Genomic DNA, 22,897 nt, shown 5'->3' on the forward strand with positions numbered 1-22,897 from the left:
GTCAGTCCTCAAAGACAGGTCGGAGTGCGTCCAGAATAACGCCTGCTTCAAGCGGTGAGAGTTCTTGCTCTCGAGCCATAATCTGATGTGTAACCGAGCCATCGGCGTATTCGCGAGCGTATTCCAGCGCGACTGCCAGCCCGTCCAACCCGTGACGGTCAATGAACGTATCAATATCTTCGTCTCGGGTTCGCCGAGCAATCGCCTCAACTAACTCAGGCGTGATCTGCCGTTTGGTCTCACCATCTACCAATTGGAGTTCAATGTCATGAGCCCTGTATTCTGCTGGACGGCCATCGTTTGACTGGTGAACGAAGCCTGCACCCTCGAGATCCTCGACATACTCGTAGACCGTTCGCTGCGGAAGGTCGAGAGTCTCGACAATATCTTGTATCGTTGTAGATGGATGATGCTGAATATACGTATAGATCCATGCTTTGCGGGCATTACCGAGGAGTTCGAATGCTTCACCACCCGTATTGAGGGGGGTATCCCAGTTTGCTTCTCTAGTTGCCATTATTAGTAGCGAATTGTACGCAATCCGCAATAAGGGTTATTGAACTAGTACTGTCACATTCTCATTGGCCTCCTCCGTCCTAAAGGGTCATTCGGAGAACCAGTACCGGTTTTCGACGGACGTGACGAAGTCGAAGGCTTTGATGAGCTGAACTGCGCCCTCGTAGCCATGTATGAGAGTGCGCGCTCAATCCCGCTGAACGCCGGTAAGTCGTTCGTGTAGATGCCGATCGGTTCTGTCCGTCCCTGTTCGAGGAATGTTGCTGCTGCCCCACCCACTTCCGCATCTGCTTGCTCTATCGTGTGCTCGGGTCGATCGGTGGCAGCAGAAATATACTGACGAATTCGATCCATCGTCGCAGAAACGACCGGATTAGAATAGTCGACCTCTTCGAGAAGTTGAAGAACGCACAGAAGCCGCTGTACCAGTTAGCCGAGTCAGATACCGGTGATGTGTGAGTAGGTGGTGACGATGTGGACTCGATCTGCGCTGACGACACTCGTCAGAGCGGTCCAGTACACATCAGTCGACCGTACTATCCAACACACCCACCCCACCATTTCCAGTATTACTGGCCGAAACAGCCCACTCTCGATGTACTGAAACACGTGAGAAAACTGGAAACGGTGGAGTGTGGCCGCGCGCGAAGATCGCCCTAGCACCCCCATATTACTAATAGAACAAACTGGAAACAGTGGGGTGGGTGAGGGTATTACTAGAAACACTGGAAACACTGGCAAGGCAGGTTTTATATCAGTTGCCTACACGTACAATACTATGCGCCGGTTTCAGCGGAATGCGTCCATCTTCGCCGACAAGGACGCACTCCGTGAATCCTACACTCCTCCCGAGATAGAGGAGCGCGATGAGGAGATCGCGGACTATATGGACGCTCTCCAGCCGGTTATCGATGGCTGGGAGCCGGACAATATCTTCCTGTACGGCAACACTGGCGTGGGAAAGACAGCCGTGACCGATCGGCTGATGGAGCAGTTGGAGGAAGACGCCGAAGAGTACGACGACATTGACGTCACGGTGTTCTCAGTGAACTGCAAGACGCTCTCGTCGTCGTATCAGGTCGCCGTACAACTCGTGAACGCGATGCGACCCGATGGTGGCGAGATTGCCGCAACGGGTCATCCGAAACAGACGGTCTTTCGGATGCTCTACGACGAGCTCGAAGACATCGGCGGCACCGTGTTATTGATCCTCGACGAGATCGACTCGATCGGCTCCAACGACGAACTCCTCTATGAACTCCCCCGTGCCCGTGCGAACGGCAACCTTGAGCACACAAAAGTCGGTATCATCGGCATCTCGAACGACTTCAAATTCTCCGACCAACTGGATCCACGTGTTCAGGATACGCTGTGTGAACGCGAACTCCATTTCCCAGCCTACGAGGCCGACGAACTCGTATCGATCGTTGAATCGCGAGCGGAAATCGCGTTGAAAGAGGATGCCGTCGATGAGGGAGCGATTCGACTGTGTGCAGCGCTCGCGGCGAAAGACCGCGGGTCTGCCCGACAAGCACTCGATCTCCTCCGCCTCTCGGGCGAGCAAGCCGAACGAGCGGATGAGGATGTCATCACCGAGGACCACGTGGAGGCGGCTCGCCAAGAGTTAGAGCGCGAACGCGTTGAGGAGGGGATCCGGCAACTCACCCATCACGGCCATCTCTCGTTGCTGTCAATCGTGTCGCTCGCTGCGGCCGATGACACGCCGGCCCGAACGCGGACTGTGTTCGAACGGTATCAAAACGTGTGTGAGACGATGGGCATCTCACCGCTGAGTCGGCGCTCGATTCACAACCACGTGAAGGACTTGGTGATGCTCGGCATCCTTCGCGAGCGCGACAACAACTCCGGGTCGGGGATGCGTGGGAACTTCAACACCTACGAACTCGACGTCCCGTTCGATTCGGCGCTTTCTGCACTTGCTGGCGAACTCGATATCGATGAGCGTGCATCGGAGCTCCGTCGTCTGGCCGATATCAACGACGTAGCGTAGGGCGACCGCTATTACTGGAAGCGGTGGGGGGAGGTACAGCTCAGTTCCGGATTTAGGAAATACTGAAACCAGTGTGGGTGGGTACAACGAGAAAACTGGATCCGGTGGGGGACCGCTACGAACAGCCGGCGTTTTGAGGATGCGGGATCTCAGGGGCACGACGAAAGATACCGACCCTAGCCCAGACTCCAGTCCGTGGCTGAGGGCCGAGGAACGGTGTGGCTGCGACGCGACACTGGGCGTACTCGGTTCACTCGATGAGTTCTAACAGTGGCTGCTCATCCCTTCTTATCCGGATATCTGGATATCTACATATCTGCATATCCAAATTAGATCAGATACTCAGATATCTACATATGTAGATATACAAGTGCTCACACATCCAAATATCTAAGTGGTTCCCATCTGGATACGTGGATATGCGCATATTCACCAATCTGGATGTGGCCGTACGGAGGCGGTCGGCGTGAGCGTCTCACTCGAAGGCTTCCCGGGTGCGGTCGTCTCGCTGTTCAAGGGCGGCGTTACCAAGACGTCCACGTCGCTCAACGTTGCCCACCAACTCTCTGAGCAAGGCCATGAGGTTGCCATCATCGACCTCGACAAGGACGGCCACTTGACCACGCTACTCGGGTACGAGCGCGAGCTCGGAAACGGAGCCGACATCGGCGACGCGATCTTCGAGGAGACCGACCCGGCAGATCTCCTCACCGAGACTGAGTTCGGGTTGCACCTGCTGCCGGCTACGAAGGATCTTGAGACTGTTGAGGGCAAAATGAAAGACCAGAGCTTCGGCGTGAAGCTCATCCGCAGCGAAGTCGTCGAGCCGCTCGTTTCCGGCGACATCGACTACGTGTTCATCGATCCGCCTGGTGGGCGCGGGATGCTCCATGACGCCGCACTCGTCGCCGTCCAACGCGTGATCGTGCCACTCATCCCGAGCGCGGGCTCGGTGTCGGGGCTGGAGAATCTTCTTCGCCGATCGCTCGTCCCGTTGCGCAACGAGGTTCCGCTCGATATCGTCGCGATCACGCCGAACATGATGCGCGAGAGCATCGCTCAGGAGAGCGGCGAGCAGATGCTCGCCCGTGAACTCAACACGAATGGGGAGTTCGGTGCAACTGCACAGGATCTCACGTACGACGGCTTCGACCACTATCTTCCCGAGTATGCACGCGTCGAGCCGGCGTTCTTCGAGGCGGTCGCCGACGGTGGCCGCTCGGTCACGGGCGAGTATCCAGATATCCCGAAGCCGGGCATCCGATACCGGAAGGCCATCAACGACGCCACTCGTCATGGGCTCCCGGTCAGCGAGTGGAAACCGTCATGTGACCAGGTGGCTGCGTTCGACGCGCTCGCCGACCGCGTTGCCGAAGCGAGCCCTGATCCCGAGGACAAGCGCGCGCAGGTGACGAATCATGCCTGATGAGGCGGACCGCTTCGGCGGCCTCGGCGATGCGATTGAAGAGGAGGAAGGTGACGGCGGGACGAGTAACGTGGACGAGCCAGCCGATAACCCGTCTACGGCCGATGCTGGCACGACCGCTGCGCCGTCGACGGGAAATAGCAACTCGTCGACGGAGCCGAGTGAAGACACCGACGAGAGCCAACCCCCAGCTGAGGAGTACCCCGAACCATTCGGATTCGCAGAAACGAGCCAGCAGAGCTACTACGTCCGTGACGAGACGTTCGGCCCAATTAGTGCCAACCGGAGTCGTGTCGGGGCGGTGGCCTCAAAGCATGGGCTCGATGAAGACGAGCTCTCGAAACGCGAACTCCATGACGCTGAATTATCGGTTCTCCAGTCGTTCGAGGACTGGGACATCGCTGTCGCGGTCGAGGTGCTGGAGCGCCGCGGCGTCGACGTGGATGAAGACGAGATTCGAGCTGTCTTCGACGTCCTCCGATAACCCCACAAAAAAGAGGTTCGCTCATTTGTAGTGGCATCCGTCTTCAGTTAATACTCACAGTAATACGCAGTGGGTTCGTTTTCTTCCCCTATTCGACACCTTCACGCCAGCTACACGGAGAAAATGGCACTGATGAGGGGTGCGTATCGCTCGATAGTTGGACCATCAGATTCTGAACTGTATATTCTCCCATGTTTAATACCATTGGGCATAATTCACTATAGAATATTACTGCCAGGCTTAACTAAAGACGGATGATCTGTAGTGGTAGGTACAACCGAAATACCGTCGAGCAGTCAGATAAGTAACCTATCAGCACTGCCGATCGATCCACTGACACCACTTCTCGAAGTCTTCCGCTCCGGACTGGTCTGCGATGTTACGTAGTGTTCCAGTTCGGATCCGATCGTGTTGCGGGACGGAGACGACACGGACATCGTCGTCGTTCATCGGGTGCTCGTATCGAAGCTTGACGTGGCTGCCGGTCCGATCAACGATAGCAAAACGATTCTTCGAGAGTGCTTTGACGACATCGCGTCCAGAAAAGTCAGGCGCTCCCATCCGACTTACTGCATGAACTCGGGGAGGCCATCGTGCTCGTCGCGAGCCTGCTGGACTTCATCAGGATCGATACCAAGTTCCTCAAGCACTTCTTTTTCCTCCTCCCAATTGCCGACCGAGTCACCAGTTTCTCCCTTGTGAAGTGCGACTGCCTCGTCAAGATTGTCGAGGGCATCTTGCCGTGTCTCACCCTGGCTTGCGACACCAGTCGCCTCGTCACGGGCGACCCACCAGCCGTCGTCCGCCTGAGTGAGCGTAATCGTTCGCCCACTCCGGACGTCGTCGTTCGTACTCGTTTCGGTGCTCATTACCACCATGTTACCTGAGCGGCGTGATAAGCATTCGGCCGTTGAGCGGCATTCCGTACAGAATCGACTCAACAACCGAGACATATGCGTACCCTGTAGTTGATGTCAGTCACGTTCGCAGGAGGTCTATCTGAAACAGATTAGAACGAATATACTGGCTACTATGCCCATTCTCGTCACTGTCCCGCACTCATAGCAGATTCTTGAAACAGAGGGGATGATCGACTTATGCTGAATCTTCGTCCTCAGCTGGATCTTGGTCAGTTGATTGGATTTCTTCCTGAAGCCTCTCCGCGAATCCGGACTGGTCAATAAATCCACCTCCCATACTGGATGTCAAGACATCCTGCCGATGACTGAGCCAGTCCTTGAATGACTCATCTGTATCGATATCAAGTGTGTATTGATATCCAGTCTGAGGGACCTCAATCGGGTCCATGGTCTGCCTGAAATTCAGCCACTGGGTCGGATGAATCTCCTCTGGTAAGAGCTGTTCAATCACGGCAATGATCTCGTCGTTCGAGATCTCACGACGCAACGTCGGAATAAAATCCACCATGACGTCATCCGGTGTTTCGTTTGACAGGTAGTGGAGATAGAGAGTGGTACCAATCCACTGCTGTTTGAATGAGTCCAATCCACTATCAGAAAGCTCCGAGACAGCTTTCACCCTCGCGTACGGTGCCGACACGAACGAAGACTTCCCGGACCACGTCGACGTTGCTCGCGACGCCCTCGAAGACCCCGACGAGCTGATGGGATACTTCTTGGTGGCGATGACCGAGGGGAAGACCGACTACTACTCTAGCACGGTCCTCGGCGGCGGCACGCCGGTCGCCCTCGCGACGGTCAAGGAGATCGGGGAACTCGCGCAGGCCCTCCTCAAGCACGAGTACGAGAACGGTGTCTCCGACCGCATCCCTGACGAGCTCGCCGACGTCGGTGCGCTCGGCTACCAGCTATACTGGAAGCGAACCGCCTACCCCGACGACCTCCTGGAGGTACACCTCGACGATGATTGAAATCGCCTACACCCCCTGCCGCAACAACTGGTTCGACTAGAGGTCAGTGGGAACCACGTAGTTCACGAAGACTTGGTGGACCTCGGTATCCAATATGATGGTTAAGACAAACCCAGCGGCCTGGTCACAATCCAAGCACACCCGCAACGGCACCCCCAGCACCGACTGCGACCACCGAGGCGGCGGCGCCGAGCGCGAGGAGCGCGTAGTTCGCGATCGGGTTCGCCGCCTTCGCGACGTCGAGCGTGTACGTGTCGTCTCGGAGCGGCCCGAACGGGCGGATACCCATCGGTGTGAGCACGTCCGCTAGGAGGTGGCCGACGACGATCGTGGCACCGACGACAAACCCGAACGCACCGAGCACGACGGCGCCGGCGAAGCCGGCAGCGCTGCCGAGGAGAGCGCCCGCGACGGCGAGGACGCCGCCGACGAGGAGCGTGAACCACACGGTGTGTGTCGGTCCGCGGTGGCGCACGAACGGCACGCGCTGATCCCAGTCGGGGACCATGGCACCGGCGACGGCGACGGCGCCGCCGGCGAGGGCGAGCTCGACGCCGCCGAGGGCGATCGCTACGAACCCGACCGGCGCGTACGCGACGAGCGAGGCGCCGTAGTGACCTGGTCGGTACATCGTGTCTGAGGCGAGGAGCGCCAGCGGCAACAGCCCTTCGACACCCCGAGTGTTTCGAGCTCCTGACGCTTGTGAGAACTGCTCCTCTGTAAAATAGCAAGGGGCGATTATGACGGAGTTCGATACACAAAAAACACCGTCGACATCAAGCACCTCGGCTTTTACGCCGAAGCGAAGTCATCGAGCGTGCTGCTCTGTGTCTCTTCGATCGTCGGGGGGTGCTGGCTCTCCTCGTCGTCGTGGAGGTACTCCGGTTCGGGGCCGGACCGCGGATTCGTCCCATCGGTGGCGTCGTATACGGCCGCTGTCGGATCGGGGAGTTCGGCCGCATCCGTCACGGTGTGGTCCTCCTCGGTGTCGGTGCTGGCGAGCTGGTTGATCCGGTCGGCGAGTTGGTTGCCGGTGGCCTGGATGTAGGCGACCGCGACCCGCATATCCTCCCATCCCATCAGTGCTTGGAGGTAGTGAGCTTCCATCCCCTGCTCGGCCCAGTAGAACGCCGCAGCGGCTCGGAGCGCATGCGGGTAGAGCCGATCTAGGCTGGCGCGTTCCTGGAGCGTGTTCACCCGGCGATTGATCGTCGACTGAGCGACGTCGAGGTGGCCGACCTCGTCGACGAACGTCTCGACGATCTCGATACTGCGCTCGGAGTAGCCGTAGGGGATCGCGCGGATGCTGGCCTCATATTTCGGCTGCCAGTACACCTCGAGCGCGTCCTCGGCGTCGACGTCGTCGTGTGTCTCCGCGAGTTCTTGGACGCGCTCGCGACAGTACCGACACGAGCAGTCATCGAGCCCGGGGATTTTGATGATCTTCCTGTCGCGGTCGACCCACCCCTCATGGAAATGTATCAATTCACCCGACCGGAGAGTGAGCCGCCCGCTGGCGTGGCAGATGAATCTGTCCTCCACCCGGCGGCCGGGAGTGTCGGCGAGCCCGGCCGCTCGGAGTAGTCGCTTGAACTCATCCCGGCTGGGGGCGTCGGCGGAGGCGTGTCTTACAAGTGCCGAACTCATGGCTGATCAATCTCCTCGGCATCTGGCGACGGTTGAATTCGGAGCATGGTGAGCGGTATAACCTATCTCGGATATATCTCTATAAGAAGTTTCGTGAATTCGCATTAGTAGTGTATGAAAAAATAAACAAGAGGTCGACGCAAAAGCGGGGTGAGGCGACGATCGTCGATTCCTAGCGCAAAACCCATGCGTCGGTGTTGCGCTGCTCGGCGCAAAAGCGGGGTTCAACGGACGCAAAAGCGGGGTGTACGCCGGGAGGGCCCTCCCGGCGGTCTGAATCTCGGCGTTGGCTGTGGCGAGAGACGTCGCCCTCGGGCGTGATCCGGTCAAGAGCGATTAGGTCGGTGTCCTCGCGGATCGTCGCGTAGGTCTCTGGTTGCGGGTCGACGTCGTACGGGCCGTTGGTCGGCATCCCGAGCGCGGTCGACATCTTGTGCCACAGCTGGGCGAACTCGGAGCTCACGTAGTACTGCGCCGTGCTGAGGTACTTCCACCCCATCAGCATCTTCAGCCCGTGGTTGTCGAAGCCCTCCAGCATGATCCAGTAGTTCGCTGCCGACGCCCGAAGCGACTGCGGCATCATCCGATCGGGGTCGACGCCCTCGGTCACCTCGGCGAGGCGAGTGAGCCGCCGGCGCACTGTCTCGTCGACCATGTCGAGCTCGCCTTGGACCTCGAGGAAGCGCTCGATGATCTCGCGGCCGCGCTCCTGGAGGACGGGTATCTGTCGCCCGCCGGCGTGGGACTTCGGCGACCAGTAGTCGTCGTAGAAGTCCTCGGGTTCGGCGTCGACGTCGTCGGCGTTCCGAGCGCGCGCCTTCGCGAGCTCCCGGCAGTGGCTACACACGGGCTCGTCGACGGCCCGGTGACAGTCCTTGTGATACGGGACATTCACGGCGACGATCTCGCCGGCAGCGTCGCGAACGACGTCCTCCTCGGTGAAGTGGAGAGCAAACCCGAGGCGGAACCCGAGGTAGCCGAGGAAGTACACCAAGAAGGCGATCGTCACGCTCGCGTGCTGGAGGTCGTCGCGGAGGGCCCGCTCGTCGAGCCGCGAAGCAGTCTGAAAGAGTCGCTCAATCTCGACAGGCGTGAAGGAGTTATCGGCCGCAGTTCCTCTCGACATGTGGAGGTTTCACCTGTAATCACTTATAAAACTCGGGTGCTGAGAGCGACTGCCCGAGGAGACCGGGTGTGCGGTCGAGGATGTCGGTCGACCGCGAGAGCGCCGAGGTGGCGATTGACCTTATGTATACTCAGGTCCGTAATTAGGTCGAGATGCTACATAAGGTGACAGTACCAGAAGTCGGGAGATCCACGTTATACTGATGTGTGGAGCCACTTTGGCGGCGCGACCGACACCCGATGTCGACGCAGTCGGGCGTGTTCGATCCAATAGGTAAACCGCCAGCAACGTGTCTGACGCACCGAACTGTCAGGACGCCCGACGGGACGCGGTCAATCTTAACTACAATCCGGGCGGTGAAGTGACAATGTTGGTTAATCTGGGTCGCTCTTGTGTAGAGCTGCGGAAAGACGATTTTACATTTTGTACACCTGCCGCCGTCCAGCGATCTGAGTCCTAGTTGGCGTACTCAGCTTTGAACGTTGTCGTGTTGACACTATTGGACCCGAAATCGGAGGGAAAGACGTTCTACGAGGAGTTTACGGTATCGGCCGAACTGGAGAGTGATTCACAGAGGATAATGAAGGCAGCGTTCACGGCGTTTGAACCTCTAGTGGAGAGTGGAGCGTCTGCGGCTGAACTCCCTTTTCCATGCTCACACCGTCTCAGCCGCCATTTTCGGTCGATTAAGTGTTAGATACTCAACGTTCAAAGCTGAGTGGCGTAGTTAATTCGCTGTGGGTACAACTCAACGGCCCCTTTCCGTGTTTCTACGTAGAAGCGCCGGATCTCGCTCAAGCGCAGCCGTTGACACAGTCACAACTACGTCGGCAATACTTCTAGAGTCATACTCGATCATCATGGCGATCAGTTGCTCAAATACTTCCTCAGAAACGGTGAGACTGGTGTATCTGTCCGACGGCGTTACCAAATTGCGGCAAGTACGGATCAGCCTACGGTACGATGTTGACCTCAACTAGGGTTAAATCTCGGAAGTACGATTAGCCAATACAACGTGCTCCGTCGAAAAGTGGCGGTCAGTCTCTTACGTCCCATGTCCTAGTTCACACGCTCATAATATAGCGGCTTTCTATCGGATCAACACAGCAAATTATCGGTGTTTCTAGGTCTTCTATCCCGTTTCTAACAATGTGTTATATGACATTACGAGACCACAATATCTAACATCTAATTAGTCATTAGTTCATGACATGGTGGTACTCAGATGGATTTGAACAAGACTGACCAGCTGATTTTAGCAAAGCTCAGAGAGGGGCGATGTACCCCCCGATATTTAGCCGATGAACTCAACCGAAACCAGTCATACGTGAGTCAACGACTACGACATCTTCAGGATGAAGGACACGTCGATCGTGTACATCGAGGGTTGTACCGCAGTGCTGCCGTTGACTCATCTCATGTTTCAGCTGAAGATCTGGTTGAATCGTATGAGCCAGCGGAATTAGTGTCCTCAGTTACCAACTGTAGTCAGCACGATGCTACTACTAATGAAGTGTTTCCAAAGCCGTCATCACTCTCGATCGAATTCGGTACCGATGATGTCTCGACCGTAGTTTCACGTGTCTGTCAATCTGGAACGAGCGAAGAGCAACAAGTCTTGGAGTCCATCTTTCGCGATATCTTATGGACACTCATTCAGGATGGCCAGATAACGGATCAAGAACTGCGCGCAGAAGTAAACCGCCTAACTGATATTGATGTCGTCGAATTTCGTGATATTCACCAATATGAGACTGAGATCGCGAACCAACTTTCAAGCCATCCTCAGATTTCTTTGAAACGTAACTCACTGTCGCAGGAGATAATCTATACTGGCGAATCACCGATCCTCCGTTTATAATATCAGTTCACGTTCAGAATGAGCGTGACCGTGGTTACATTCAAATCGCAAGGGGGTTGTTTGACCAGTGTCAGAAGTTTAGTATTGTTGTCTAATGAACTCAACTGAGGGGAATCACATATCTAAAGGGGTGATCGAAATTAAGAAAATACACCATATTAATCCAGATTAAGAACACATATGGCAGGCAACAGTCCAATTTTGATAGATAATTTAGAATACCCATCAACCCATTGGGATATGTGGAAAATATTATAATAATCCGGTTCTAACTTCTGTCCAAGGCGATAACATGGAACCAGATGATCCACGACAACAGACCCTCCAGATGGATCGTGACACCTGTGTTTGGGATACAGCTGAACACCTAGAAAAAATGTATTGGGACGACGAAATGACGCTTGAGGATATCGCGGAGAAGGCCGAGGTATCTATAACAACGGTCCATCGGCGAATGAAAAACCGCAAAGTCCCAACACGGGGACCTGGACCATGGACCACTCACAGTACCTTCCGAACAAATACCGGTGGCAACGAGGAAGCTTCCGGATCACACGAATCAGTCGACATCCATCGGCTGGTAATGATCGCTGAGTATGGGACAAAAGCTGTGTGTAACCGTGATGTTCATCATAGTACGAAGATCCCATTCGATAATCGCCCGAACAACCTCGAGTTGCTGTCCCATAGTGAACACACGACTCTCCATAACCGGTTGAAAACCCTCCCTGAGGACCAAGCGACATTATTCAAGTTTGCATCTAATGGTGAGAATAAACCCAATTATCTACAGCCACTAAACAAGTGAACCACCCTGGCCACGGTGGCCCATGGTTTCTCGTAGATTAGTCGAGCACACTTGCCTATTATTAATCATGGCTTCGAGTCCCGACAGTCGTCAAGCGGTATCCTGAGAATGGCAAAGCGGTCATCGTCGCATGTTACAAGGACGCCAACAAGATCATCCTCGTCCCCCTCGAACAACGATTCGACCGGGCAGATGTCTACGGCTACAAACCTGGCGGGACGATCACAGGGCGGACCTTCGTCAAAGAGTACGGAATCGAGCATGACGAAACGGTTCGCTATCACCCGGAGTGGGATGACGACATCGGCGGCGAGCATGTTGATGGCGGCTTCCGAGTCGACCTTGATCAAGACGGCGAGGTCGTCAATACAGATGCGTCTGAAGCCGACAGCACCACCGACGAGTCTGAAGCTACCGACTGACAACTCCCGCACGACCATCGGAAGCCGGCCGTAGTCACAGCGTCGTCACCCCCGACCCTCCATTTGTTTCTCGCGAGAGCCCAACCTCTCGGAGACGCTAGCGATGACGATCCCCAACTGATCACTGCCTGACGCAAGACAACCGACAGGCTCGCCCCACGCCGACCCACTCCTGAATACCCTCCCAGCCCCAACGATCTCCCACACGACTCCTCACCCACGCCTGTCTCACTCTCGACGCAAAACTAGTGGACGACTCTCTTCAGGCTCAATATCCACTAGCCGTTGAGGTACAAGAAGCGTGTCCTATACTCGCTCATTACCATCGAATCCCTCAAACTCGGAATCACACTTGCGAGAGCGATATCATCGAGTTGCTGTTTCGACCTAGTGAGATGCAATCAGTTTCTGCTCCCAATTCCCCCGCTTCAGCGATTCCTAACGCGGAAATGGAAAACGACTCCCCGGCTGTCGACGCAAAAATGACTCACAAATGGAGCGCGACCCCCCGACTGTCGACGCAAAAATGACTCACAAATGGAGCGCGACCTCCCGACCCTCAATACAAGGCTAACAAATGAAAATCTCGCGGCCACCCGACCGTCTACACGAGCTACTCCGCACCGATCTCAAAAGCAGGTTCGTCGACAACCGAACGCAGATTCACGCCGGCACGCTCACACGCAGCACGCACCACACCCGACGCGACACTCGACCGTGATCAGCAGCTCGATAGTGCTATTCTGATCGCCACTCTTACCACATACTCTATGTATTTCGGTGGGTATCTACACCACTAATTACCAGACGGGAGCCGATTCGCAGGGGGTAGTGATTAGTTCGGTAATTACCACATGGCAGTAGAATTGGGGGCAATCGTGTTAACCGCCAGAGCATGACTCCCCGACCAAGGGGGAACACACGTAATTACTGGACGGCAACGGGTTTGCGGGGGCAGGTATTTAGTTCATTAATTACCAGACGGCGACCCGATTGGGGCCGTCTGTAATTACATCTCAATTCCGATCGTCGCCTGCTCCATCTCACCGCTAATTACCAGACGGCAGCCGGATTCGACAAGGCCGCAATTAGTTCCGTAATTACCAGACGGGAGCGAGTTAGGCGGGGTTCGTAATTAGCTTCTAATTCACCCGTCTCATTCCTCTAATTACCAGACGGCACCCGATTCAGGGGCATATATAAAAAGATATTTATTATACTCATCATCATAGCTAATTACCAGATGGCGGCCGGATTCAGAGGGTTCGTATTTAGAACACCACCCACCAAATCGAGCGTCGTTGTTCAGCCATACGCAGAGATAGCTTTAGAGGTCTTATAGAGCAATCTCCTACCCCCGTCGCAGTTCAGCCGAATTCACACAATTAGGGTTCAGGGGAGATGAAGTTCAGTGGATAGTCGCGTAGCGAACGATTCGGGCCGGAGCCAAGAAACGGGCGGGGGAAAGTGGGGGAGACGGGAGGCGGACAAGGCGACGACTATCAGAGATATGATAGTGGATGGAACCCTCGGAGAGCGGCGCAGGAGACAGGGAGTATGAGGCGATGAACAGGGGCTGACGACAGTCAAGCACCGACCACCAGCAGGAGGCCACAGAAGAGCCACGACCAGTGCCGACGATGAAGCGAGACAGCAGCGACTGCGAGGTAGCGGGGGGGCTGACTCGGAGGGCCGACGACGAACGAGGAACAACCTGGACCCGGAGCTCGACGATAGACTAGCAGCTGATCGATAGCACTCCAGAGGCGATCCACGACACCACCAGCGAGACTGACTCGGCGGCGACAACCCAACCACCAACGGGAAGCGAAAATTGACCAGCGGGGGACACCGACCAGCAACGACACCCCGATCCGAACAGCGACCAGTATCGTAGGCAACCGACGGCCGAACTGGAAGCAACACCGAACCGGCGGGGGCACGGCGACATAGAGGGACCGCCGAGACGACACGACACCCGACGGCGAACAGCGGCGGCGGAGCGACAACAAGAGGGGAGGGCCAGATCACGATGCGAGAGTGCGGGGTGGGGGCGCGGTCGACGACGTCGAGAGTCGCGGTCGCGATGTGAGCGGTGACGGTGGGTGTGCGGGAGACGCGATCGTGACTGTACCGAGTGCGACGCGACGGTGGGGGATGGGGGCGACGACGACAGCGAGGCAGCGGTACTGCTGGGGCGGCGAAGCGACGGGGACGGCACGGGGAACGGCGATGTCGACGAGGGGTAAGCGAGAGCGAAGCGACGGTGGGGGATAAGGGCAACGACGACGTCGACGAAGAGTAGGCGAGAGCGAAGCGACGGTGGGGGCGGGGCAGCAACGAAGACGAAGACCGCGATCCGAAACCACCGCAGCGGGAGACAACTATCGACGACCGTTCAGCAGGGGACAGCGATCGGCAGGGAGGCGAGAGGGACGGGGGGAGGTGGAAGGAGGAAGAAGAAGTGGAAGGCGAAGATTGATCCTCCCGGATTGCCGTAGGCAGATCGGTCAGGACGGAGCCGACGTGGCTGATCAGGACGGGGCCAGATGGCGACTCGGGGGCGGAGAGTAGCCGGGGTCGGCAGAAGAGGAGGGAATCCCCAAAGAGTAGTTGGGAGCGAAGCGCAGTTGATGTCCCACAAAGACTCGCCCGGAAGGCGACTTACTACGTGGGAGCAAATCGAGTCGGTATGGGAGACCAAATTAGCGCGATGGTAGACGAGGATCTGAACAGCATTCTCGAAGCGATGGCAAAACACCATGACATCCCAAAGAGCAGAGTGATCGAACTGCTCCTCCGGGAGGGGGTCCACGCACGCCAGATGCGGTACCGCTACGAGCAGATGGACGCGAAGCTCGATCACCCCATCAACAACCTCGGTGTGGGATCGAGCGCAACGTACGCAGTCGAGGACCGATTCGAAACAGTCAGCGAACGGTCGTTGCCCGCCGGCGTCGCTGGTGTGGAGTTAGCCGACAGCCCACTGCCGTACTTTCAGAGCGCCGGGAGCTATCCAGACCGATCGGACGAGGAGGCAGTTGTCCGGGACCAGGTCCTCGACGAACGGGATGCGGTCGGGGCAGGGGATGACGACGACTGATCGAGGGGGGGGGCGATGAGCGATATAACAAGAACGAGTACTTCACACTGAAGCAGCTCGGCACCCACCACCATCTGATGGTGATCGGGAAGCCGAACACCTACACCACAGACGAGAGCGAGACGAACGTTTCAGTCGATCCCGAGGCACTCATCATCGTCGGCGAACCGACTCGAGAGAGGTGGGAGGCAGAAATGGCCGAGTTCACCCTCGACCAGATCGAAGCGTACGAGGACGGCACTGCGCCCCACTTCGACGAGGTCAACATTACTATGAGTACAACATCGACGAGCTTCGAGAATACGACGGAACCGTCGTCGACGGGCTGACCGGAACCGACACCGAAGCTGCTACCCCAAACCCCGACAGTCCCAACGACGAATCGCCGACTCCCGAGAGGGACTGTCTCCCGGTAGCTGTGACTTCTCTGTAGTGCGCTATCAAGAATGTTAGCTAGCGTGTATCGCGTCTGGTGGGCGGTGATCGGTCTGTGGAGTCTGTTTTTATTTCTCGATTTGGGTGAGGTGAACAGTCAAAAGGGAAGCACCGCACGGGAGAGAGCTCCCACAGAGCCGTCTCGATTTTCAACCAGTTTGCCGCTCGCGTCATAGTGTGGACACACACTGCCGGCAGGGTCCAGACGACCAGCCACGCGAGCGGCCATTCAACATCAACTAATGCGACCAGAACATCTTGAACAATCAGTCTTCGACCGTTGGGGCCAGCAATGCGTGGTCTGCGGTCGAACCGTAGAAGAGTGGCTTGAAACTAACTCCGGAGCGCGCAACCAGGACAAACTCTCTTTTCACCACGTCAACGGCGACGATACGGATCAGCGTGTCGAGAACGTGATCCCGCTGTGTCAGAGCTGTCACGTCCACATCCACAAGGTGGACGAGCCACCCTACCGGATATGGCATCGACAGCTCCCGATCGAACACCGTCATGCATGGAACGAGTACCACCACGAATACTACGAGGGGCCACGCCTGACTCGTGAAGAAGCTGTGAACCAGTTCGGCGACGATGGGGGCGTCCCAGTGAGTGTAAAGTATCTCGTTCATGAACGCGAGGGCTTCGACCCTGATGAGTTTGAAGCACCTGATATCGACTTGCTTCCCGACGATCATGCTGACGATGATTGTGACGAGTCCGCCCAAGACGACGATGGCGGCGACTGTGACGACGACGGCACCGCCACGTCGTAGCGGCTGATCTTAGCGGTTATTTTTCACGGTAAAGGGTCTCTGCGCCCACTAGAGTCGACTTTTAGAAAAGTGTTAAACTTCTTATATATTTAGGGATAACCTCAAACTAAGTATGCCCTAGTAGCGTGGAGAAACCACCTGTCGCATGCGGCAGGTAGAGGTGAGTCAAGGGTTACAACCCATGTAGGTCGCCTAAGAAGCGATCAGGCCGTCACCGTGGTCGAGCCACTCACTCCAGTTGGGAAGTAGTGGCTTGGGCGTCGGTCGGCTGACAACGGCATCTGAAGTACATGATTCACTCGGTACTACCGACTGCGAGGCTCCGAGGCGGATGTTGACGGGGAACTCCCGTCTATAGTGAGCAACACTGTAGCTACCCCCCTCCTCCAGCCGACAGGCTGTCGATTGCGCTTTACTGCTCTTACTGGCTACGGGAGCACCCCCGCCGGGATTACAGGTCCTGTGTTGAGATCTATTGGTTTAGGAGAATGGTGAGCACGCTCTCGTTCAGATCTGTTCAGTAGTCACAGCTGACAAGTGGACAACTGGTGAACCGTATCCGGTCGGAGAGAACAGGGGTTGGAGCCTGCTTGGGTGGGTCGCTGCGAGACGAGCCGTCTGTAACTCTCGAGTGGGGTGAGGTGGGAATAACAGGGGTGACTCAGCCACAGCCCAGCACACGATGGTGCTGACGTGGTCGCCCGCCGTTCCCGCCTTGACCACATGAACGGACGTTACAACATACTACTGCCACGTTGTTTCGACGTTCAACTGCGTCTCGCTGGCTCCCATGGAGGCAGCGATGACTAGTCCCCGCCGACGCATACGGGAACGGACGGCTCGCGAAGCACTCGATATACATCTCGCACACGCACAAGCAATCATGCGGTGTGAGTCGACTGTCGTCCGTGCGCATCTTGAGGCAGCACGTGAGCAGTGTCAACGCCTTCCACCGACACCGATTGTTGAGTGTCCCGTCTGCGGAGCGGCCGGTCTACCAGAACGGATCGCCGACCACGGCTGTCCCGTGGAAACTCACAACGACTGAATTCCCCTGACCTCTCACGTTCTTACAACACAATCTATGGATAAGCAGGAACGAATATTTCGGTCTAACGCCACCGATGAGGGCTTCGACATCTTCCACGGCCGTGAGTACATCTCCTTCCGCACAGATAGCCACCTCGCGCCAAATTCAACAGTAGTTGAACAGCATCTCAAGGGAAAAGAAGCCGTCATCCTCGCGTACAACGAAGCCAATAATGAGGTCGCACTCATCCCGCTATCAGCAGATTACGATCGGGGTGATGTCTACTCGCTCAAACGCAGCGATGGGAGTACGGTAATCGCCGCAACGGGATTCTTCAAAGAACACGATCTCTCCGTGGACCAAACTATTCGGTATTCACCGGAATGGAATGGCGACATCGGCGGCGATAACGTCCCTGGTGGGTTGGTTATCGACCTCGATGAAGACGGAGAGATCTACGCGGCTGCCCACCATCAACATCTACTGACGAGACCTAGCACGGCTACACACCTAACTAGGCTCCCACACAAACACGATAGATCGCCGGACTGGCTCTGTCCGTAGACAGTCGACGTGCGCTCCGAGACCAGCTATTCTTTTTGCGTCGTTCGTCCCGTCTCTAGATCGACCCGACATCAGCCATCGTAACACAGCCCAGTATTCTAACCCCCCTCTGCGGATACTTAGTCTAGGAAACGAACCAGCGACACATCAGCGTTGAATTGGAGACGAACTGGGAATACATCACCGTAGAACTGGAGACGAACTACCGGCACATCAGCGTTGAATTGGAAACAAACTGGCGACACAACAGCGTGGAACTAGAGACGAATTAGCATCAAATCCCCGTCCTAACAGCTCCAAGCCAAGACTTTCAGAAAGCAAAGGTGTAGATCGGTACTCAATAGAAAACCTGCTTCCAGCAACCACAGTTCTTGCCCACTATTACTACCGCCACCAAGCGTTCTATCATATCCTATATGTTTTTGGGGAAAATCTGAGGCTATAATTACAAGACAGCAGCGGGATTAGTGGGGCTGGTTCATGAAGTGCGTAATGACAAGACAGCGGCGGGGTTGGCGGGGTGCTTCATGAACCAATCCTGAATCCATCAAGTGGCGATCGACCTACCGTAATGACAAGAAGGCGGCGAGATTAGTGGGGTGCTTCATGAAGTGCATAATGACAAGAAGGCAGCGGGATTAGTGGGGTATTTCATGAAGTAATTCTAAACCCATCAAGTAGCAATCGACCTACCGTAATGACAAGAAGGCGGTGGGATTAGTGGGGTGCTTCATGAAGTGCGTAATGACAGGAAGGCGGCGGGATTGGTGGGGTATTTCATGAACTGGCTTTGGACCCAACAACCATCGACAAATATCTTATAATGACAGGAAGGCAGCGGGATTGCGGGGTGTGATTCATTAATTACATAGCTATATTGTCAGGTCAGCTAATGACAAGAAGGCGGCGGGGTTGCGGGGGGTACTTCATGAAACCGCTACCAACCAAATTAGGCGTGTACGTTCAGCCATACACTGAGAGTGCTTTAGAGACTCTATAAAGAAATCTCTTGTCCCCGTGTACGTTCAGCCGAATTCACACAATTAGGGTTCAGGGCAGATGAAGTTCAGTAGATAGTCGCGTAGCGAACGAGTCAGGGCGGAGCCGGGTAACGGACGAGAGAAAACGGGGGAGACGGAAAGCGGACGAGGGGGAGACTATCAAGGATATGATAGTGGCTGGAACCCTGAGTGAGCGGCGCAGAGAGACGGAGACACGAGGCGGTGAAGAGGAACCGACGACAGGGGAGGACACCAGCCGACAGTCAGGACGACGGAGACGACCACGGAAGAGCCACCAACGTCGACGGCGACACGAGACATCGATCAACCCGAAGCGACGAACGACCCCAACCGGGATGACCGACGATCGGCACGGCGAGAAATTGGACCCGACACTCGAAGACGGACCACCAACTGATCGACAACACCCCAGAGGCGATCCGCGACACTACCAACAAGACCACTCCGGCATCGACAGCTCGACGAGCGGCGACAAGCGAGGACGGACCAGCAGGGACACCGACCACCGACGACCGGCGGCGACCAGCAGAGACCAGACCGACAGCCTGGAAGCGACGAGGCGACTTCGAACCACGACCAACATCGAGGACGAACCAACGAGGGCGCAGCGACGAGGGGGACCACCGAGACGACACGACACCCGACGGCGAACAGCGGCGGCGGAGCGACAACAGAAGGTGGGGCCAGATCACAATGCGAGAGTGCGGGGTGGGGCGCGGTCGACGACATCGAGAATCGCGGTCGCGATGTGAGCGGTGTGGTGTGGGTGGGCGGGGAGATGCGACCGTGACCGTACCAGATGTGACGCGACGGTGGGGGTGGGAAGGCGACAACAGCGAGACAGCGATACTACGGGAGCGGCGAAGCGACGGGGACGGCGAAGGAAATGACGACATCGCGGACCTCAAAGACGAGTTCGAAGAAGTCGAAGAGCTCGTCGGTGTGATCAACGACATCGCCGAGCAGACGAACATGCTCGCGTTGAACGCCAACGTCGAGGCGGCGCGGAGCAACAGCGACGGCTTCGCGGTCGTCGCCGACGAGGTGAAGAACCTCGCGAATCGCTCGCAAGACCAAGCTGACGAGATCGAAGACATTGTCGCGAGGATCAAGGAGAAGGCTTCCAAAACCACCGCCGAAGTGGACGCAGCCAACGACGTGATACAGTCTGCGAGAGACGACATCCAAGCCGTCCTCGAGAACCAAAAACAAATTCTCACGGCAGTTGAGCAAACTGAGAGTGGGATCACCGAGATCGCGGAGGCAACAGACGAACAGGCAAGCGTGGCCGAAGAGATATCGAGTGCCGTTGACGACGTCTCCGAGCGGGCGACCATCGTGAGCGAGGAAATCGCAGAGATCGCGGCCGAAAACGAGAGCCAGACAGAGATGGTCTCGGATCTCACCCGGCAGGTTGAACAGATTGACCGTGAACTGGCGAGTGTGATGAATTGGCCAGTTTGAGCGGTCCGCGCCCCACAGACAGAACAACACACCCACCCCACGTTTCCGCTGTAGATCTCCAGAATATCGATACTTCAGGCCGTCCCCTGTAGTCGTCTTTTTTGACATCTCTCTCTGTCTTCAGGCGGAAGAACCCCGACCACGGTTGGGATCTATGACATCGCGCGCAATGGCTACTCACGACCTGCGGTCACGCTGCTGTCCCAGAACAATACTTTCGTCCCGCTCGCCCGAAGTATAAGTCACAGCGCCTCAAATTTTGAGGAGAGGGAGTACCGCTGGGCCGGTTTCAACAACCGGAGCAGCTCCAAAGCAGTGTCACACGCTCCCTCTCCCCACGAAGTAGCCCGTGAATTCGTGAGAATGACTCCTGATGACCTAGAGACAGTCCGTGGCGACTGCTCGTTCTGTGGCGAGACAGTCACGAGTTGGCACGCAATCATCCACTATGAGACCGCTGGCGGCGACACAGGCGTGTGGGCCGAATGCCCCAGCTGTGGCGAGATCGTTGACCCCACCGATGCTAAGTAAACAGTTCATCCGGCAGATCGCCAGGCTCGAGCTGCCATCGACAACGCACCACGAGTGCCGTCACTGTGGGTACAGCGTGGAGAAAGACGTCGATGAATGTCCACAGTGTGGCTCTCACGAGATTGCGGCCTACGATCTTGAGTAATCGCTGAAGTGTTCACGGTTGGGAGAGAAAGTTCAATACCTTATGTATCGCCCGAACGCTAATATGGCTCCGATTGTTACATAAGGTATGGAGCAGCCGTCACCACCCACCTCGCTCCCGAAGTATCTCGCAGAGGGGCTCCCCAAACAGGATACGGAGACACTCCATGAGATACAGAACTACGTCGAGGTGCTCATTGAGTATCGCGAACAGTCAGTTGACACCGACGAACTTCCCGAGACTGCCGAGCCCGTCGACGATCCAGACAATACGGAGAAAGGAACGGTCGTCAAAGAGAAAGTCACCTGTGGCGACGACAACTGTAAATGTGCCAGCGGGAATCCCTCGGACATGCACGGTCCGTATCTCTATCGCTACTATCGTGAGAACGGCACGATGAAATCGGAGTACGTCGGTAAGCCAAAAAGTGAGTAGTGGCGTGAGAAGTTTGCAATAACCACCCGTTCGTGCCAACCTGCGGTCCTAGACTTCTCCGCGAAGGGTGTCATCAACGACATCAGCGAACGCAACGTTCTCACGCACCTGTTGCATCTCGACGGTGACGCGGTCTCCGACACTCGTTTCGGGAACGATCACGACGTAACCGTGCTCAACTTTCGCGATCCCGTCACCTTGGTCACCGAGGTTCTCGATTTCAACGTCTCGCTGTTCACCTTCCTCGACAGGCGGGCCGTCGTATTCGTGTTGCTGAGCAGCGTGGTCAGCTGACTGAGTGACCTCAGTCGTGTCGGTGGCTTCGGTATCCGACGTCGATGTCGATATGAGCGCAACACGGTATGTTTCACCCTCAGAGAGTGTCCCCGTGGCTATCTCACGGTCTGGCACAGGTATCTGGTAGGTGCCATCGTCTTGCTCAACAGTCGCAGTATACAGTGTCTGGAGCGTCTCAGAAATGTCCATAAATCGCGTATTGTGTTGACTCGTGCCAGCTGACTTGTTTCTAGCGTTTCTAGTGCTCTCACCTGATTACCGTCGGTCTGATCAAGGTTCCCGAGAGACCACTTCAGGACTCATCGCTAGCATCAAACACGGCCGCAAAGTCTTCGAGAAGCTCCTGTGGCGATCGCTCATCACTACGAGACGGGAGTGGAGCTTCCCAGCATTCGATCTCGAGCGTGCGCGCATTCGACACTGACTCCGGTTCGGTTGTCACATCTGACTCCGGTTCGGTTGTCACATTGAAAATCCCGGTATGATAGATCGCCAGCAGTCGCTGATCATGAACGGTGACGTAATCGATTCCGGCCCGGTCTAGGACTGTAGGAATGTCAGTAGCCTCAGATAGCGAGACAGAGGCGCTTGGAGACGCCGAGTCGGTCATACCTAGGTTTTGGTCTATCGCACAAATAAAAACACATTGTGGAGAGACTCGTATTCTTAAAGATCGCTCTTATGTAGAAACGCGGAAAGCCCGTATAATTACACTCAGACAGTTCTAATCTGGCGATATGTCTTCCACTGAGTCAGCGTTCGGCGGGATGTTTCGGCAGCTGATCGAGCTAGGAGTCATAGAGATCAACACCGAGCCGCTCGATGCGCGCATCGAGCGGCGACTCAAGCGGTTCTGGGAGAATACATCCTGTCCTCGCTGTGGTCACCAGAGCATTATGACGTGGG

Annotated in this window: 22 protein-coding genes and 1 pseudogene; 13 read left to right on the plus strand and 10 right to left on the minus strand. The window is 56.2% G+C overall.

Annotated elements, in window-relative coordinates:
- Position 1: 1 nt before the first annotated feature.
- Entirely contained in the window at positions 2-517 is a 516-nt protein-coding gene (locus tag EXE52_RS13880) for a helix-turn-helix domain-containing protein (RefSeq protein ID WP_089309383.1), read from the minus strand.
- 777 nt (positions 518-1,294) lie between these two features.
- Here EXE52_RS13880 and EXE52_RS13885 point away from each other — a divergent pair.
- From EXE52_RS13885 to EXE52_RS13895, 3 genes are all read left to right on the plus strand, one after another.
- Complete coding sequence (locus EXE52_RS13885) at positions 1,295-2,527, plus strand: orc1/cdc6 family replication initiation protein (protein WP_089309384.1); 1,233 nt, start codon at positions 1,295-1,297, stop codon at positions 2,525-2,527.
- A 466-nt stretch (positions 2,528-2,993) separates the two neighbouring features.
- Positions 2,994-3,953 (plus strand): ParA family protein, encoded by a 960-nt coding sequence (locus EXE52_RS13890; RefSeq protein WP_089309385.1) that lies wholly within the window; start codon positions 2,994-2,996, stop codon positions 3,951-3,953.
- Positions 3,946-4,437 carry a hypothetical protein gene (locus EXE52_RS13895; protein ID WP_089309386.1) on the plus strand — a complete coding sequence of 164 codons (492 nt, stop codon included), beginning with the start codon at positions 3,946-3,948 and terminating at the stop codon, positions 4,435-4,437. The genes EXE52_RS13890 and EXE52_RS13895 overlap by 8 nt, the downstream gene beginning before the upstream one ends.
- A 312-nt stretch (positions 4,438-4,749) precedes the next feature.
- Here the strand turns inward: EXE52_RS13895 and EXE52_RS13900 are convergent, their stop codons facing one another.
- The 3 genes from EXE52_RS13900 to EXE52_RS13910 all read right to left on the minus strand — a co-directional run bounded on the left by EXE52_RS13900 (position 4,750) and on the right by EXE52_RS13910 (position 5,997).
- Positions 4,750-4,998, minus strand: coding sequence for a type II toxin-antitoxin system HicA family toxin (locus tag EXE52_RS13900; protein ID WP_137703754.1), 249 nt, complete (start codon positions 4,996-4,998; stop codon positions 4,750-4,752).
- Positions 4,999-5,003: 5 nt separating this feature from the next.
- Positions 5,004-5,306 (minus strand): type II toxin-antitoxin system HicB family antitoxin, encoded by a 303-nt coding sequence (locus EXE52_RS13905; RefSeq protein ID WP_089309388.1) that lies wholly within the window; start codon positions 5,304-5,306, stop codon positions 5,004-5,006.
- 226 nt (positions 5,307-5,532) lie between these two features.
- A complete protein-coding gene (locus tag EXE52_RS13910; RefSeq protein WP_137703755.1) occupies positions 5,533-5,997 on the minus strand; it encodes a hypothetical protein in 465 nt (154 codons plus the stop codon).
- A gap of 64 nt (positions 5,998-6,061) precedes the next feature.
- Between EXE52_RS13910 and EXE52_RS13915 the strand changes: the two genes are divergently transcribed.
- The gene (locus EXE52_RS13915; RefSeq protein ID WP_137703756.1) at positions 6,062-6,328 is read left to right on the plus strand and encodes a hypothetical protein; all 267 of its coding nucleotides are present in this window, start codon (positions 6,062-6,064) and stop codon (positions 6,326-6,328) included.
- A 124-nt stretch (positions 6,329-6,452) separates the two neighbouring features.
- Here EXE52_RS13915 and EXE52_RS13920 read toward each other — a convergent pair whose 3' ends face one another.
- The 3 genes from EXE52_RS13920 to EXE52_RS18820 all read right to left on the minus strand — a co-directional run bounded on the left by EXE52_RS13920 (position 6,453) and on the right by EXE52_RS18820 (position 9,101).
- A complete protein-coding gene (locus tag EXE52_RS13920) occupies positions 6,453-6,959 on the minus strand; it encodes a metal-dependent hydrolase (RefSeq protein WP_099288823.1) in 507 nt (168 codons plus the stop codon).
- A gap of 161 nt (positions 6,960-7,120) precedes the next feature.
- On the minus strand, positions 7,121-7,975 hold the full coding sequence (locus tag EXE52_RS13925) for a site-specific integrase (protein WP_137687586.1): 855 nt from the start codon (positions 7,973-7,975) through the stop codon (positions 7,121-7,123).
- A 172-nt stretch (positions 7,976-8,147) separates the two neighbouring features.
- Positions 8,148-9,101 carry a hypothetical protein gene (locus EXE52_RS18820; protein ID WP_241988258.1) on the minus strand — a complete coding sequence of 318 codons (954 nt, stop codon included), beginning with the start codon at positions 9,099-9,101 and terminating at the stop codon, positions 8,148-8,150.
- 1,225 nt (positions 9,102-10,326) lie between these two features.
- On the opposite strand from EXE52_RS18820, the gene EXE52_RS13935 reads away from it, so the two are divergent.
- Together EXE52_RS13935 and EXE52_RS19175 are read left to right on the plus strand one after the other, a co-directional pair.
- Positions 10,327-10,962, plus strand: coding sequence for a winged helix-turn-helix domain-containing protein (locus tag EXE52_RS13935; protein ID WP_137703757.1), 636 nt, complete (start codon positions 10,327-10,329; stop codon positions 10,960-10,962).
- Between the two features lie 454 nt (positions 10,963-11,416).
- The gene (locus EXE52_RS19175) at positions 11,417-11,770 is read left to right on the plus strand and encodes an HNH endonuclease (protein WP_394347643.1); all 354 of its coding nucleotides are present in this window, start codon (positions 11,417-11,419) and stop codon (positions 11,768-11,770) included.
- Positions 11,771-11,835: 65 nt separating this feature from the next.
- Here the strand turns inward: EXE52_RS19175 and EXE52_RS13940 are convergent, their stop codons facing one another.
- On the minus strand, positions 11,836-12,210 hold the full coding sequence (locus tag EXE52_RS13940; protein WP_137703758.1) for a hypothetical protein: 375 nt from the start codon (positions 12,208-12,210) through the stop codon (positions 11,836-11,838).
- 2,695 nt (positions 12,211-14,905) lie between these two features.
- On the opposite strand from EXE52_RS13940, the gene EXE52_RS13945 reads away from it, so the two are divergent.
- From EXE52_RS13945 to EXE52_RS13975, 6 genes are all read left to right on the plus strand, one after another.
- Positions 14,906-15,295: a hypothetical protein gene (locus tag EXE52_RS13945; protein WP_199239156.1), complete on the plus strand. Its 390-nt coding sequence runs from the start codon at positions 14,906-14,908 to the stop codon at positions 15,293-15,295.
- A gap of 77 nt (positions 15,296-15,372) precedes the next feature.
- Entirely contained in the window at positions 15,373-15,624 is a 252-nt protein-coding gene (locus tag EXE52_RS13950; protein ID WP_137703760.1) for a hypothetical protein, read from the plus strand.
- 348 nt (positions 15,625-15,972) lie between these two features.
- Positions 15,973-16,503 (plus strand): HNH endonuclease, encoded by a 531-nt coding sequence (locus tag EXE52_RS19180; protein ID WP_137703761.1) that lies wholly within the window; start codon positions 15,973-15,975, stop codon positions 16,501-16,503.
- A gap of 1,084 nt (positions 16,504-17,587) precedes the next feature.
- Complete coding sequence (locus EXE52_RS13965) at positions 17,588-18,097, plus strand: hypothetical protein (RefSeq protein WP_137703762.1); 510 nt, start codon at positions 17,588-17,590, stop codon at positions 18,095-18,097.
- A gap of 1,808 nt (positions 18,098-19,905) precedes the next feature.
- Positions 19,906-20,583, plus strand: a complete 678-nt coding sequence (locus EXE52_RS13970; protein ID WP_241988259.1) for a methyl-accepting chemotaxis protein — start codon at positions 19,906-19,908, stop codon at positions 20,581-20,583.
- A 763-nt stretch (positions 20,584-21,346) separates the two neighbouring features.
- Positions 21,347-21,694: a DUF6788 family protein gene (locus EXE52_RS13975; protein ID WP_129452702.1), complete on the plus strand. Its 348-nt coding sequence runs from the start codon at positions 21,347-21,349 to the stop codon at positions 21,692-21,694.
- 48 nt (positions 21,695-21,742) lie between these two features.
- Here EXE52_RS13975 and EXE52_RS13980 read toward each other — a convergent pair whose 3' ends face one another.
- Together EXE52_RS13980 and EXE52_RS13985 are read right to left on the minus strand one after the other, a co-directional pair.
- Positions 21,743-22,180 (minus strand): TRAM domain-containing protein, encoded by a 438-nt coding sequence (locus EXE52_RS13980; RefSeq protein ID WP_137703763.1) that lies wholly within the window; start codon positions 22,178-22,180, stop codon positions 21,743-21,745.
- A 103-nt stretch (positions 22,181-22,283) separates the two neighbouring features.
- Positions 22,284-22,601 carry a hypothetical protein gene (locus tag EXE52_RS13985; protein WP_137703764.1) on the minus strand — a complete coding sequence of 106 codons (318 nt, stop codon included), beginning with the start codon at positions 22,599-22,601 and terminating at the stop codon, positions 22,284-22,286.
- 127 nt (positions 22,602-22,728) lie between these two features.
- Here EXE52_RS13985 and EXE52_RS13990 point away from each other — a divergent pair.
- A pseudogene (locus tag EXE52_RS13990) lies at positions 22,729-22,897 on the plus strand (IS1595 family transposase); the annotation flags it as partial.

The organism is Halorubrum sp. CGM4_25_10-8A, assembly GCF_005435025.1.
Classification (GTDB): domain Archaea; phylum Halobacteriota; class Halobacteria; order Halobacteriales; family Haloferacaceae; genus Halorubrum; species Halorubrum ezzemoulense.